This window comes from Nocardioides marinquilinus (assembly GCF_039543705.1).
Classification (GTDB): Bacteria; Actinomycetota; Actinomycetes; order Propionibacteriales; family Nocardioidaceae; genus Nocardioides; species Nocardioides marinquilinus.
This window is the reverse complement of sequence record NZ_BAABKG010000002.1, coordinates 293,615-307,417: the sequence shown is the minus strand read 5'-3', so window position 1 is coordinate 307,417 and position 13,803 is coordinate 293,615. Positions and strand designations below refer to the sequence as shown.

Below are 13,803 nucleotides of genomic sequence, written 5' to 3'. Positions count from 1 at the left end.
GGTGTGGGCCGGTGGTTTCGAGGCTCGCTGCGCTCGCACCTCGACCATCGTGAGGGGCGCCCTGACGACGGTCGAGGTGCGAGGAACGCTGGCGACGAGCCTCGAGACCACCGGCCGCCGGTGGTGACGTTCGCGTGACGCGTGCGAGGTCTCGAGGCTCGGCCGTGGCCGGCCTCGCACCTCGACCACCGTTGGTCTCACGCGCGCTCGCCGCGGAGGATCGAGTTGCCCTCGAAGGTGTCGGTCGGCTGGACGACCGCGGTGCCGTCGTCGTCGAGCAGCAGCCGGCCGCTCTGGCCGTAGAACTCGACGGGGTTGCGCCACAAAACGCGGTCGACGTCGTCGTCGGAGAAGCCGGCGGCGAGCATCGCCTCGCCGGTGCGCAGCGTGAGCAGCGGGTCGCTCCTGCCCCAGTCGGCGGCGCTGTTGACCAGCACGCGGTCGAGACCACGGCGCTCGAGGATCGCCACCATGCGGTGGGGGTCCATCTTGGTGTCGGGGTAGATCGAGAAGCCCATCCAGGCACCGGCGTCGTCGACGAGGTCGACGGTCACCTCGTTGAGGTGGTCGACCAGCATGTGCCCGGCCGGCAGCCCGACCTGCGCCATCAGCTCGAGGGTGCGCTTCGTGCCGGCCAGCTTGTCGCGGTGCGGGGTGTGCACCATCGCGGGCAGCCCGTGCTCGCCGGCCAGCTCGAGCTGACGCACGAACGCGGTCTCCTCGGCCTCGGTCATCGAGTCGAAGCCGACCTCGCCGACCGCGACCACGCCGTCCTTGGCCAGGTAGCGCGGCAGCAGGTCGAGGACGCCGACGCACCGGGGGTCGTTGGCCTCCTTCGGGTTCAGCGCGATCGTGCAGTGGTGCACGATGCCGAACTGGGCGGCGCGGAACCGCTCCCAGCCGAGCAGGCCGTCGAAGTAGTCGACGAAGGAGTCGACGCTGGTGCGCGGCTGGCCGAGCCAGAAGGCCGGCTCGACGATCGCGCGGACGCCGGCGGCGTGCATGGCCTCGTAGTCGTCGGTGGTGCGCGAGGTCATGTGGATGTGCGGGTCGAAGATGCGCATCAACGCTCCTGGCCGGGCTGGGTGGTGGTGTCGGTGGTGGCGAGCAGGCGCTCGGCGTCGGCGGGCACCTCGCGGCCGGCGGCGCGGCGCTCGTCGGCGTAGGAGGCGATCATCGTCAGCAGCCGGTCGTCGACGCGGGCGTCGAGGCCGTGCACGAGGTCGACGGGCACCCCGACGAACAGGCACTTGAGCACCGCCTGGCGCCAGGCGTCGTCGTCGAGGACGGCGGCGCCGTAGGGGCCGAGCGCGGCCGCGACCAGCCGCGGGTCGTTGGTGCGCAGCGCGTCGTGCACGAGGTCGGCGGCCCACCCCTCGGCGGGGGCGGGCTCGACCCGGTGCAGCCCGCGCAGCACGGCGCGGCGCTCGTCGGCGTCGCCGAAGCGGTAGAGGTCGTGCACCTCGCGGTCGACGGTGGCGCCGTCGGCACCGCGGGCGAGCGCCTCGAGCAGACGGCCGCGCACGTCGTCCTCGACGCGCTCGGCGCCGGGGTCGGTGGTGGCCGGGCTGCGGCCGATCTCGCGGGCGGCGGCGGGGAACCGGGTGCGGACGCGGGTGGCGTCGGCCTCGACCTCGGTCTCCCACTCGCCCAGCAGCTGCTCGTTCATGCGACTCCTTCCAGGCTCTGGTGCTCGGCCTCGCGCAGCAGGCGCAGCGACCGCTCGGCCACCACGGGTGCGGCGTGGGCCTGTCGCGGCAGCTCGAAGGAGGCCAGTCCGGTGTAGCCGACCTCGTGCAGCGCGCGGGTGGCCTCGACGAAGTCGACCTCGCCGGTGCCGATCTCGAGGTGCTCGTGCACGTCGCGCACCATGTCGTCGACCTGCACGTTGGCGATCAGGTCGCCGGCGCGGTGGATGGTCTCGGCCATGCCGCGCGGCTCGTTGCAGACCACGTGGCCGAGGTCGAGGGTGACCCGCAGCAGGGGCGGGTCGCCGAGCCGCCGGCGCAGCTCGAGGACGCCATCGAGGGTGTCGACGAACATGCCGGGCTCGGGCTCGACGGCGCAGACGACGCCGAGGCCCTCGGCGACGTCGAGCACCGCGCGCGTGCCGTCGACCATGCGCTGCCAGGCGGTGTCGTCGTCGACGCCGTCGGGCAGCACGCCCGACCAGAACGACAGCGCCTCGGCGCCGAGGTCGGCGGCGATGCGGGCGGCGCGGTGCAGGTAGTCGACGCGGACGTCGCGCCCGGTGTCGGAGACGAGGGTGGGGTGGTGCTTGCGTCGCGGGTCGAGCAGGTAGCGCGCGCCGGTCTCGACCACGCACCCCAGTCCCCTGCTCTGCAGCCGGCGACGCAGCGCGGTGGTCTGCGCCGGCGCGTCGGGCGCGAACGGGTCGAGGTGCAGGTGGTCGAGGGTCAGCGCGACGCCGTCGTAGCCGAGGTCGGCGAGCAGGTCGACGGCGTCGTCGAGACGGTGGCTGTGCAGGCCGTTGGTGCCGTAGCCGAAGCGCAGCGGGGTGCTCACCGGGGTGCTCATGTGAAGGAGATCCTCTTGAACGCGGCCTGGGCGAGCGGGCCGGCGGCGAGCAGCGCGATCGCCGTGCGGGGCGAGCCCGACCCGGCGACCAGGCTGGCCTGCAGCGGCACCATGCCCTTGATGCCGGCGCCGGTGGCGGCGCGCACCGGACCGGCGGCGGGGTCGCGGACGGCGCGGGCCTGGGCGCGGCCGACGGCGAGCGCGTAGGCGCCGGCGAGCGCGGCGGGCAGCAGGGCCGGACGTCGTCCGGTGCGGCCGCGCAGGCCGGCGGCGACGGCGGTGACCACGTGGCGGGCGAGGGCGCCGCGGGCGGTGGCGGGCGCGGCCCCGTGCACCTCGCCGCGGCTCAGTGCGGTGACGGCGGCGGTGTGGCCGGCCATCAGCACGGCGGGCGCGGCGGCGGCGCGGGGCGAGCCGCCGGCGCCGAGCACGACATCCAGGCCCCGGGCGGCCGCCATGGCGACCGGGCCGGCCGGACCGTTCTTGAGCACGAGGTCGTAGGCCCACACGGTGGCGGTGAGCAGCGCGGCCGTGCGCACGGCGGGCGCGCCGCCGGCGACGTGGGCGGCCGCCAGCCCGGCGGCCGAGAGCCCGCCCGCCACGGCGAGCGCGGCTCGCGGCGAGATGCGGCCCGACGGGATGGGGCGCTCGGGCCGCTCGACGGCGTCGAGGTCGCGGTCGGCCCAGTCGTTGAGCGCCATGCCCGACCAGTAGAGGCACACCGACGCCACCGGCATCAGCGCGGCCGAGCGCAGGGCGCCCTGCAGCGAGCCGTCGAGCGCTCCCCCGCTGGCGGCGCCGGCGAGGGTGTCGCCGGGCACGGTGAGCGCGGCGGGCAGCCGGACCAGCTCGGCGAGCGTGGCCAGGCCGGCCGACCCGCCGGAGGAGGTCACAGCTCGGAGCACCAGGCCACGAGCGCGTCCCACTGCGCCGAGAGCCGGTGCTCGTCGGTGCCGGCGGGGTCCTTGAAGAAGAACCCGAAGGCGCTCTGCGCGCCGACGCGCCCGGCCTCGTGCGCACGGGCGATCAGACGGGCGAGGTCGATGACCAGCGGCGCGGCGAGCGCGGAGTCGCAGCCCGACCACGTGAACTGCATCGTCATGCGCACCCCGAGGAAGCCCTCGAAGGAGATGTGGTCCATCGCGGTCTTCCAGTCGCCCAGGTCGGGCACGTGGTCGATGTGCATGGGACCGTCGACGGGGTGGCCCACGATGGCCTCGAGGCCGGCGCTCTTGGACGCCGTCTTGCTGGCGGCCGCGGCCGGGTCGGCCAGGGTGGCGCCGTCGCCGCCGCCGAGCATGTTGTAGCTGGCCCACGAGCGCACCTGCAGGGCGCGGGTGGCGAACATCGGGGCGAGCGCCGACTTCACCAGGGTTTCGCCGGTCTTGCCGTCGGAGCCGGCCCACGGGACGCCGGCGCGCTCGGCCGCCTGCTCGAGGGCGGGCAGCCGCGGGCCGGGGCTCGGGGTGAAGGAGACGTAGGCGCAGCCGGCGCGGTAGGCGGCCAGCGCGTAGAGCGAGCTGGCGGGCAGCGGGCTCTCGCCGGCGGCGAGCGCGGCGTCGAGGGTGTCGAGGTCGTTGAGCGCGCTGTGCGGGTCGCCGAGGGCGGCGGCGTCGACGGGCGGCTCGGTGCTGGCGACGTCGACGACGACGACGCGCACGAGGCCGTGCTCGTCGCGGAACGACTCGAGGTCGCCCTGCAGCCGGGCGAGCGCCTCGCCCTGCGGCTCGCCGGAGGCGGCGTCGTAGCCCGGGCGCAGCCGCTGCTCGGCGGCCTCGAGCTCGTCGTGCACGAGCGGCACCAGGCGCATCGGCAGGACGCCGCCCTCGCCGAGCGACTCGGCGCGCTTGACCAGCGGGGCGGTGCCGAGGTCGTGGCCACCGACCACGAGGTCGGCGACCTCGGGCAGGCCGGTGCCGGCGAGCTCGGGCAGCTCGGCGACCAGGCCGGTGGTGCGGGTGAGCCCGGCGCGCAGCGCCGCTGTCCCGACCATCACGGTCGTGGCCACGGACCCGCGGGCCCCCACGAGCCACAGGCCGGTGCGGGGGGCTTCTCGGTCGCCGGTCATCGTCACTTGCTCCCGTCGCGGTTGGGTGTGGTGACGGGTCTCGGGGAGACCCGCGCGGCACGGCGCGAGACGGCTATGAACGCGGTCACACCCTGCCTCCTGAACGTAGGAGACTTCAGTCGTCAGGTCAACCAAAAGTCCGGTGCCGTTCGCGCGGAACCGGACCGACGTCGGCCGGCGCCGCACCGTCGAGCGTACCGGCGGGCTTTTGTCAGACAGAACGCAAAAGCCACGCTCGTCTTCAGCACTTCTTCAGATTCGTCCGACGAAAGCCTTGTGACCGGCGTCATAGGGCCTTTACTTTGCTAGAGGTCCCCCGGCATCCCCCGATGCCCCGGGCCGTCTCGGAATCTCTCGGAACCTCTCGGAAGAAGGACTCTCACGTGCGTCTGCAACGACGCGCGGCTCTGCCGCGCCCTCACGTCCCCTCACCCGATCCCACCCCTCCCCCCGACCGCCGGCGGCGCCGAAACGCCCTCGCCCTGACCACCGCCTTCGGCGCCCTGCTCTCCCTCGGCCTGGCCTCGCAGGCCACCGCGGGAACCGGCGCCGGCGCCCTGGACGCCGTGGCCCCCGCGGCCACCCCGTCGGCCGCGGTCCAGCCGGCCGCCGTCCCCGCCGCCGTCCGGACCGCCCAGGCCGCCCCCGCGGCCGCGGCGGTCAAGCCCACCGTGCTCGTCTTCCGCGGCCCCGCGTCGCGCCAGGAGGACGCCGTCGCCAAGGCGACCAGCACCGTGCGCCAGCTCGGCTCGACCGGCGGCTTCGCCACCGAGGTCTCGGAGGACCCCGCGATCTTCGCGGGCGACCTCAGCCGCTTCCGCTCGGTGGTGTTCCTCTCCAACACCGGCGCCGAGCTCAACGGCACCCAGCTCTCCGGCCTGCGCCGCTTCGTGCAGGGCGGCGGCGGGTTCCTCGGCGTCCACGACGCCGCGAGGGCCCAGGCGTCGTCCGCCTGGTTCACCACGCTCGTCGGCGCCCGCCCGGCCGCGAGCAGCCCGTTCAAGGTGCAGAAGGCCACCGTCGACGTGCTCGACCGCCAGCACCCCGCCGGTCGCGGCATCGGCTACACCTTCGAGCACTCCGACCGCTGGTCGAACTGGCAGACCAACCCGCTCGGCTCGGTGCACACCGTGGCCCAGGTCGAGGAGGCCAGCTACGCGCCGGGCGCGTCGGCCAACGGCGCCTTCCACCCGGTCTCGTGGTGCCACGACGTGCAGCGCGGCCGCTCCTTCTACACCGCGATGGGCGCCGTGGGCACCGCCTACGACAACGACGCCTTCCGCTCCCACCTCACCGGCGCCCTGCAGTGGACGGCGGGCATGGTGCGCGGCGACTGCCAGGCCACCATCGCCTCCAACTACGAGGTGCAGCGCCTCACCGCCCCCAACCAGCAGGGCCAGCTCGACCAGATCGGCGAGTCCCACGGCGTGACCGTCGCCCCCGGCGGCGACGTCTTCTACGTCGGCAAGGCCGCCTGCCCGACCGGCCCGGTCGTCTCGTGGGACGACCCCGACGTCGGCCTCGGCTGCGGCACCATCCACCGCTACGACCCCGACAGCGGCGACGTGAAGCTGCTGACCACCCTCGAGGTGATGGGCAACCGCGGCAGCGGTGACGAGCTGGTCAAGAACGAGGAGGGGCTGCTCGGCATCGTCGCCGACCCCGACTTCGCCGAGAACGGCTGGCTCTACGTCTACTGGATGCCGCACGAGTCGATCGACCGTGAGCGCCGCGTCGGCGAGCGCACCATCTCGCGCTTCACCTACGACGCCGCCGCGAACACCATCGACCAGGGCACCCGCGTCGACCTGATGTCGTGGGAGGTGCAGATCCACTCCTGCTGCCACGCCGGTGGCGGCATGGCCTTCGACGCCGAGGGCAACCTCTACGTCGGCTCGGGCGACAACAACTCCTCCGGCGGCTCGGGCGGCTACTCGGGCAACAACTGGACCGAGGAGTACGCCGGCATCAGCTTCCAGGACGCCCGCCGCACCTCGGGCAACACCAACGACCTCGCGGGCAAGATCATCCGGATCCACCCCGAGGACGACGGCACCTACACCATCCCCGCCGGCAACCTGTTCACCGGCGACGAGGAGGGCGGCGGCAAGACCCGCCCCGAGATCTACGTGATGGGCGTGCGCAACATCTCGCGCCTGCAGATCGACTCCGAGACCGACTGGCTGACCGCCGGCTGGGTCGGCCCCGACGCCAGCGAGCCCAGCACGACGTGGGGTCCGGCGAAGTACGAGACCGCCACGATCATCACCTCGGCGGGCAACCAGGGCTGGCCCTACTGCATGGGCAACAAGCAGCCCTACCGCGACCGGAGCAACGAGGACGCCGAGCAGCCGGCCGACTGGTACGACTGCGACGACCTGCAGAACACCTCGCCGCGCAACACCGGCCTGGTCGACATCCCCGACGCCCGCTCGAACATGATCTGGTACTCGCCGCAGGGCGGCGGGCCGGTCTTCCCCGAGCGCGCCGACGGTTCCGGCATCCCGACCTACGACATCGACGACCAGACCTTCACCGAGCCCTACCTCAAGGGCGGCGGCCAGGCGGTCATGTCGGGCCCGACCTTCCGCGGCGCCGACGTCGACCCGGCGAGCGACGTCTCGTGGCCCTCGTACTGGGAGGGCAAGTGGCTGATCGGCGACCAGTCGAACGCCAACAACCGCATCGCGGTGACCGTCGACCCCGACACGGTCGAGCGGGCCGCTCCCCCGGCCTACGCCGAGGACCTGCGCAGGATCATCCCCGGCGGCAACGGCGACGAGCAGCTGCAGAGCTGGATGGACGCCAAGTTCGGTGAGGACGGCGCCCTCTACCTGCTCGACTACGGCGGCGGCTTCTTCAGCCTCCACCCGAACCAGAAGCTGATCCGCGTCGTCTACCACGGTGGCCCGGCCACCCCGACCGCCGCGCAGATGCGCACCCTCCAGGTGCGCGACGAGGAGGCCGCCGCCCGCGCCGCCGCCGCCGCGTTCGACGCCACCCCGGCCGCCCAGGCCACGCCCACCCGCTACGCCTTCCGCGCCCCGGGCGGCGTCTCGTGGGCCTGGGACTTCGGTGACCGCACCACCTCGAACCGCATGAACCCCGTGCACACCTTCACCACGGGCGGCTCGCACGAGGTCACGCTCACCGTCACCTACGCCGACGGCGAGGAGGTCACCACGACCTCCACGATCGACGTCACCTGCGTGGCCCCCGACGCCCGCGAGACGGTGGTGTTCCTCGACCACGACACGGGCGTGTTCAACCTCGAGACCGACAACGGCTGCACGCTCAACGACGTCGTCGACGACGAGAGCGCGTGGGGCTCGCGGGCCGAGTTCGTGACCTACGTGCAGGGCCTGACCAAGCGCATGGTCACCGACCGCTCCATCAACGCGACCGAGAAGCGGGCGCTCGACCGGGCCGCCAGTGAGTCGCGGGTCGGCATCGACCAGCCCTACGTGCCGATCTTCGACGGCACCGCCGCCTCGTTCCGCAAGTGGCAGCAGGCGCCGTCCGGCAGCTTCACCCGCACCGGCCGCGGCACCATCGCCTCGTCCGGCGGTCTGGGCATGCTCTGGTACGCCGACCGGCCGTTCCGCGACTTCAGCGTGCGGCTGCAGTTCAAGGACGTCGCACCCGAGGGCTACCGCGCCAACACCGGCGTCTTCACCCGTTTCCCCGACCCGCGCATCCCGCTCGAGGACCGACCCGCCGGCAGCTGCGGCACCACCGGCTCGGCCCGCACCTCGCAGGCCTGGGTGGCCATCTACTGCGGCCACGAGATCCAGATCTACGACGGCGAGACCGGCGAGCCGCAGAAAACCGGCTCGGTCTACAACTTCGACACCAACGCGATGGCGGCCGCCCGGCCGACGCCCAAGGGGGTCTGGAACGACTACGAGATCCGGGTCGAGGGCCAGCGCTACGTGATCATCCGCAACGGCGTGCGCATCAACACCTTCACCAACAGCCCCGGGCAGCAGTCCTCCCGCGCCGGTGACCCGCCGACCGACCTGCGGCAGTTCCTGTCGGGCTACCTCGGTCTGCAGAACCACAGCGACAACGACGCCGTGGAGTTCCGCAACGTCCGGGTGCAGCAGCGATGACGACGACGAGAGGAGCAGGAGCCATGACCCGAACGATCCGAGCCCGCGTGCTCGCCCTCGGCGCGGCGGCCGCCGTCACGGTCGGCGGCCTCGCCGTCGCCGCCCAGGCGGCGCCGGCGGCCCCGGAGCGGTCGGCGGCCGCTGCGACGACGGCGGTCGCACCGGCCGACGACCAGGCGGCGCTCGCCCAGACGCTGACCTGGACGGCCGACAACAGCACCACCCGCTACAAGTCGGCGCCCACCGAGGCGACCGCCGGCCCGACGACCATCGTGTTCGAGAACTCGCTGGCCACCGGCAACACCAGCGGCATGCAGCACACGCTGACGTTCGACACCTCCGGCGGGGAGTACAACGACGACGTCGACGTCAACATCCTCGCCTACCCCAGCGACGAGAACGACGGTCGCTGGGAGGTCGAGGTGAACCTCACCGAGGGCACCTACAAGTTCTTCTGCTCCATCCCCGGTCACGGGCAGATGGTGGGCGAGCTCGTGGTGACCGGCGGTGGCGGCGACCCCGGCGAGGACACCACGCCGCCGGTGGTGACGGCGTCCATCGACGGCGAGCAGGACGCCGACGGCAGCTACCTCGGCCAGGCCACCGTGACCCTCGACGCCACCGACGAGGGCGGCAGCGGGGTCGAGACGGTGGAGTACCAGGTCGACGACCTCGGCTGGCAGCCCTACACCGAGCCCGTGGTGGTCGACGAGGTCGGCGACCACACCATCGGCTACCGCGCCACCGACGCCGCCGGCAACGCCTCGGCCGAGGGCAACGACCCGTTCACCGTGGTCGCCGCCGACGGTCCCGACCAGACGCCGCCCGAGGTCATGGCGATGCTGCACGGCGAGACCAACGCCGACGGCGCCTACCTCGGCAGCGCCGAGGTGATGCTCAGCGCCACCGACTCGCAGTCCGAGATCGCCTCCATCGAGTACCAGCTCGACGGCGGCGACTGGACGACCTACACCGACATGTTCTCGGTGACCGAGGTCGGCGACCACACGCTCGCCTACCGCGCGACCGACGCCGCGGGCAACGTCTCGGAGGTCGGCGAGGAGACCTTCACCGTGGTCGAGGGTGCCGACGACGACACCACCGCCCCGGTCTCGACCGCCTCGGTCGCGGGCACGCAGGACGCCGCCTACGACTACGTCGGCGAGGTCACGGTGACGCTCACCGCCACCGACGAGGGCTCCGGCGTCGACCGCGTCGAGTACCGGCTCGACGACGGCGGCTGGACCGCCTACGACGAGCCCGTCGTGGTCGACGACCTCGGCGAGCACACGATGCAGCACCGCGCCGTCGACCTCGGCGGCAACGTGTCGGAGGTCGGCACGGTCGGGTTCACGATCGTGGACGACGCCCCCGCGCCGGCCTGCGAGAGCCCCGACCCCAGCCCGGTCGTGGTCATGGGCTCGGTGGGCACCGACGTCCGCAACCGCGTCACGTCCGACGGCTCGTGCACCATCGACGACCTGATCCGCGACGAGGCCCGCTGGTCGAGCCACGCCACCTTCATGACCCACGTGCGAGCAGTGCTCTCGGGTCTGCTGGAGGAGGGCTACGTCACCGGCTCGGAGCGCACGCGCATCGTCACCGCCGCCGACCGCTCCGACGTCGGCAAGGACCGCAACCCGTGAGCGCGAGCACTGCTCTCGTTCTCACGACCCCTCTCGGAAAGGCACTGACATGACTCCCACCCGCCGCGCCGTGCTGCGCGGACTCGGGGCCGGCCCGGTGGCCGCCCTGGGCGCCGGAGCCGTCGGCATCGAGGCGGCCTCGGCCGCCGACGTCCCGGCCAGCTTCCCGGCGCCGTCCCGACGGATCCAGCTGTACGCCGTCGAGCTGCCCGACTACAGCAACGAGAAGCGCATCGGCTACGGGCGCACGCCCGAGTCGGCGTCGATCCCGGGCCCGACCATCGAGATGCTCGAGGGCGAGTGCATCGAGATCGTGCTGCACAACGAGGTCTCCGCCGAGACGCTCGAGGCGCTGCGCACCGACGAGCACACCCCGCTCGGCGTCTCGCTGCACGCCCACGGCGTCCGCTACGACCAGGCCTCCGACGGCACGGTGCACAGCGACTCGTGGGTCGCGCCGGGCGAGTCGCGCACCTACGTCTGGTACGCGCGGCCGGCCAACCGGGCCAAGGGGATCGTGGGCACCGCCGGCTACTGGTGGTACCACGACCACGTGGTCGGCACGCAGCACGGGACGGCGGGCCTGGCCGCCGGGCTGTTCGGCGCGCTGATCGTGCGTCGGCGCAGCGACCCGCTGCCGGCCCACACCTACGTGACGGCGTTCGGCGACGCGATGGAGCTCAACGCCCGTCGCTACCCCGACACCGACACCTACGACCCGGCCGACCCGGTGCGCAGCAACACCAGCCTGGTGGCCAACCAGGGCGAGCGCATCGAGTTCGTCAACATCGCCCTCGGCTCCGAGCTGCACACCTGGCACCTGCACGGCCACACGTGGGCCGACAACCGCACGGGCGTGCTCGCCGACGTCCCGTGGGCCGACGACGTCGCGGTCATCGACAACAAGACGATCGGGCCGGGCGACTCCTTCGGCTTCCAGGTGATCGCCGGCGACATGTCGGGACCGGGCCACTGGATGCTGCACTGCCACCTGCAGACCCACTCCGACATGGGCATGGTGACCTTCTTCCATGTCCACGACCGGCAGGGCCGCCCGCCGGCCGGCGAGTGGCCACCACCGCACGCCGGTCACGGCATGTGAGCAGCTGATCTGAGCAGCTGATCTGAGCAGCTGATCTGAGCAGCTGGGGCGAGGCGCCCGCGGTCAGGCCGCGGGCGCCTTGCCGCGTCCGCGGGTCTTCAGCCCTTGAGGAGGAGTCGTCGGCTGACCGCCGCCGTCCAGGGCTCGTCGACGAGTCGGACCGACACGCGGACCGGTCCGAGGACCCGCTGCCGCACGACGACCACGCCGCTCGGGGGCACCGGACGCCGCTCGGTCCGCAGCACGCGACCGTCGCGATGGACGCGGACCTCCGTCAGCCCCAGCCGGTCCGCTCCAGAGACACGGACGCGCAGGTCGGCCGTCTCGCCCCGTCGGTAACGACGATCGGGAGTCAGCACCCTGAGGCGAGGCGCGAGCGGAAGCGCCGGCTCGCGCTGAGCCCGGAAGGCGATGTAACCGCGGATGGCGAACCCGCCGCACGCCTGCGTGTAGGACACGGCCAGTCTCGCGACGTCCCCGTCCTCGTCGACCGCGATCTCGTGCACGTGGAACGCGGCTTGGGTCTTGGTGCAGTAGGAGTAGTCGCGCGCGACGTTGATGCCGGGCGCCGCGTCGTCCCGCAGCGCCGAGTGGTCAGCCCCGCCGTACCGGCCGACGCGCAGGGGGCGTCCTCGCGGCGCGGTGAACCTGCTCTGCCCTTGGTTCTGCTCGATGAGCGCCCAGACCTCGCGCTTGCTGGGGAGGGTGTCGTCGTCCCCCACGAGCGGCTCGGAGCCGACGACGACGTCGCTGTCGGGACCGCCGCGCACCACGACCCGTCGGCCGTCGCGGTAGGTCTTCACGCTGCGCCACCTCGTGATGCCTCCGAAGGCGTACGTCCTGAGCGGGACCACGACCTCGCCTCCGTCGGCCAGCGGCAGGTGCCAGCTCGCCTCTCGCTCACCGGGGGCGCGCGGGGCGACCGCGACGGTGGCGTAGCAGCTCGATCCGGGCGAGACGACGTCGCAGGTCCCCGTGACCCGGTAGTCACCTGCGTGCCGCCCGGTGAGGTACGGAGCTCGTGCCGCCACCAAAGGCGTCTCGCCCGCGTTGGCCACGAGCACGCCCCCACCGTGGTCGAGCCTCTCGCCCACCTCGGCATCCGGCCACCGCACCTCCGGTGAGGTCTCGACGCCACCGTCGGTCCCCCAGAGAACCTCACCGTGGTTCATGGTCCAGCCCGCCCCGCACGAGACCGTGTAGCCGATGCGGAAGCGACTCAGGTCGGGGAGCATCTCGTGGACGGTGAAGGCGATCGGAGAGCCGCCACAGCTCGTGTGGTTCGAGGTCAGGTGCACCATGCCGGTCCACGGTGAGCCACGGCCCGGTGCGCCCGCCGCGCGATACGTGCGTCCCTCGACCCAGGTCTGGTCGTGCGGGATGAGGAACTCGATCTCGTAGGTCTCCCCGTCACGCTCCATCTCGAGGGCGATGGACCGGTGGTTCGGCGGATACGACAGTGCGACCTCGTCGCCGGCGAACACCCGCGTCGGACGCTGCCCGAGGTACCCGAGGCTCCCCGGCTCCCGAGCGATGGTCACGACACGGCCGACGCCGTCGCTGCCGACGAGCGCGGCCGGCGGCGAAGCCATGGCCGAGGGCGTCACGACACCCCCGGGCAGCGCGAGGAGCGTGACGAGAAGGACGAGGGTGAGTGCGCCTGCCACCGGCGCGCCGTGGGGACGCACGGGGCGAAGGTAGGTGTCTGCGTGCGCCGGGGGGCTCACCCCACCGGGAGGCACCTCCTAGGCTGGAGCGATGCCCGAGACCGCAGACCTCGTCGTCCTGCTCGACGACGACGGCGCCCCCATCGGCACCGCGCCCCGCGAGGGCGTGCACACCACCGACACGCCGCTGCACCTGGCGTTCTCCTGCCACCTGGTCGACGACGCCGGTCGCACGCTGGTCTCGCGGCGCGCGCTCGGCAAGCGGTCGTGGCCGGGGGTGTGGACCAACTCCTTCTGCGGCCACCCGCGGCCCGACGAGGCCGTCGAGGACGCCGTGCGCCGTCACGGCCGCCACGAGCTCGGCATCGAGGTGAGCGACCTCGCGCCGCTGCTGCCGGAGTTCCGCTACCGCGCCGTCGACGCCGCGGGCGTCGTCGAGAACGAGGTGTGCCCGGTCTTCTCCGCACGGCTGGCGCCCGGCTCCCCCGACCCCGCCCCCAACCCCGACGAGGTGGCCGAGCTGGCCTGGGTCGAGGTCGACGACCTGCTGCGCATGGTCGAGCGGACGCCGTGGGCGCTCAGCCCGTGGCTGGTCGGCCAGGTCGAGGGCCTGAGGAGGCTCGCGCGCGTCGTCCAGCCGGGCCCGTAGGGTTCGAGGCCCCACCCGCAC

General features: G+C 73.2%; 10 protein-coding genes. 4 read left to right on the top strand and 6 right to left on the bottom strand.

Annotated elements, in window-relative coordinates:
- Window positions 1-197 precede the first annotated feature (197 nt).
- Genes ABEA04_RS07545 through ABEA04_RS07525 form a run of 5 tightly spaced genes read right to left on the bottom strand, consistent with a single transcriptional unit; the run spans window position 198 to window position 4,606 of the window.
- On the bottom strand, window positions 198-1,064 hold the full coding sequence (locus ABEA04_RS07545) for a TatD family hydrolase (protein WP_345456434.1): 867 nt from the start codon (window positions 1,062-1,064) through the stop codon (window positions 198-200).
- On the bottom strand, window positions 1,064-1,669 hold the full coding sequence (locus ABEA04_RS07540) for an EboA domain-containing protein (protein WP_345456431.1): 606 nt from the start codon (window positions 1,667-1,669) through the stop codon (window positions 1,064-1,066). Before ABEA04_RS07540 ends, ABEA04_RS07545 begins: the two co-directional genes overlap by 1 nt.
- The gene (locus tag ABEA04_RS07535) at window positions 1,666-2,538 is read right to left on the bottom strand and encodes a sugar phosphate isomerase/epimerase family protein (RefSeq protein ID WP_345456428.1); all 873 of its coding nucleotides are present in this window, start codon (window positions 2,536-2,538) and stop codon (window positions 1,666-1,668) included. The genes ABEA04_RS07540 and ABEA04_RS07535 overlap by 4 nt, the downstream gene beginning before the upstream one ends.
- Complete coding sequence (locus ABEA04_RS07530; protein WP_345456425.1) at window positions 2,535-3,431, bottom strand: SCO3242 family prenyltransferase; 897 nt, start codon at window positions 3,429-3,431, stop codon at window positions 2,535-2,537. The genes ABEA04_RS07535 and ABEA04_RS07530 overlap by 4 nt, the downstream gene beginning before the upstream one ends.
- Window positions 3,428-4,606, bottom strand: a complete 1,179-nt coding sequence (locus ABEA04_RS07525) for an inositol-3-phosphate synthase (RefSeq protein ID WP_345456423.1) — start codon at window positions 4,604-4,606, stop codon at window positions 3,428-3,430. Before ABEA04_RS07525 ends, ABEA04_RS07530 begins: the two co-directional genes overlap by 4 nt.
- A gap of 383 nt (window positions 4,607-4,989) precedes the next feature.
- Between ABEA04_RS07525 and ABEA04_RS07520 the strand changes: the two genes are divergently transcribed.
- The 3 genes from ABEA04_RS07520 to ABEA04_RS07510 are packed head-to-tail and all read left to right on the top strand — an operon-like array spanning window position 4,990 to window position 11,466.
- A complete protein-coding gene (locus ABEA04_RS07520; protein ID WP_345456421.1) occupies window positions 4,990-8,718 on the top strand; it encodes a ThuA domain-containing protein in 3,729 nt (1,242 codons plus the stop codon).
- Between the two features lie 23 nt (window positions 8,719-8,741).
- Window positions 8,742-10,364 carry a cupredoxin domain-containing protein gene (locus ABEA04_RS07515; RefSeq protein ID WP_345456418.1) on the top strand — a complete coding sequence of 541 codons (1,623 nt, stop codon included), beginning with the start codon at window positions 8,742-8,744 and terminating at the stop codon, window positions 10,362-10,364.
- A 49-nt stretch (window positions 10,365-10,413) separates the two neighbouring features.
- Window positions 10,414-11,466, top strand: coding sequence for a multicopper oxidase domain-containing protein (locus tag ABEA04_RS07510; RefSeq protein WP_345456415.1), 1,053 nt, complete (start codon window positions 10,414-10,416; stop codon window positions 11,464-11,466).
- Between the two features lie 98 nt (window positions 11,467-11,564).
- On the opposite strand, the gene ABEA04_RS07505 is transcribed toward ABEA04_RS07510, so the two are convergent.
- Window positions 11,565-13,058 carry a hypothetical protein gene (locus tag ABEA04_RS07505; protein WP_345456412.1) on the bottom strand — a complete coding sequence of 498 codons (1,494 nt, stop codon included), beginning with the start codon at window positions 13,056-13,058 and terminating at the stop codon, window positions 11,565-11,567.
- 166 nt (window positions 13,059-13,224) lie between these two features.
- Here ABEA04_RS07505 and idi point away from each other — a divergent pair, with 166 nt between their 5' ends.
- Complete coding sequence (idi, locus tag ABEA04_RS07500) at window positions 13,225-13,782, top strand: isopentenyl-diphosphate Delta-isomerase (RefSeq protein WP_345456409.1); 558 nt, start codon at window positions 13,225-13,227, stop codon at window positions 13,780-13,782.
- The last annotated feature ends 21 nt before the right edge of the window (window positions 13,783-13,803 follow it).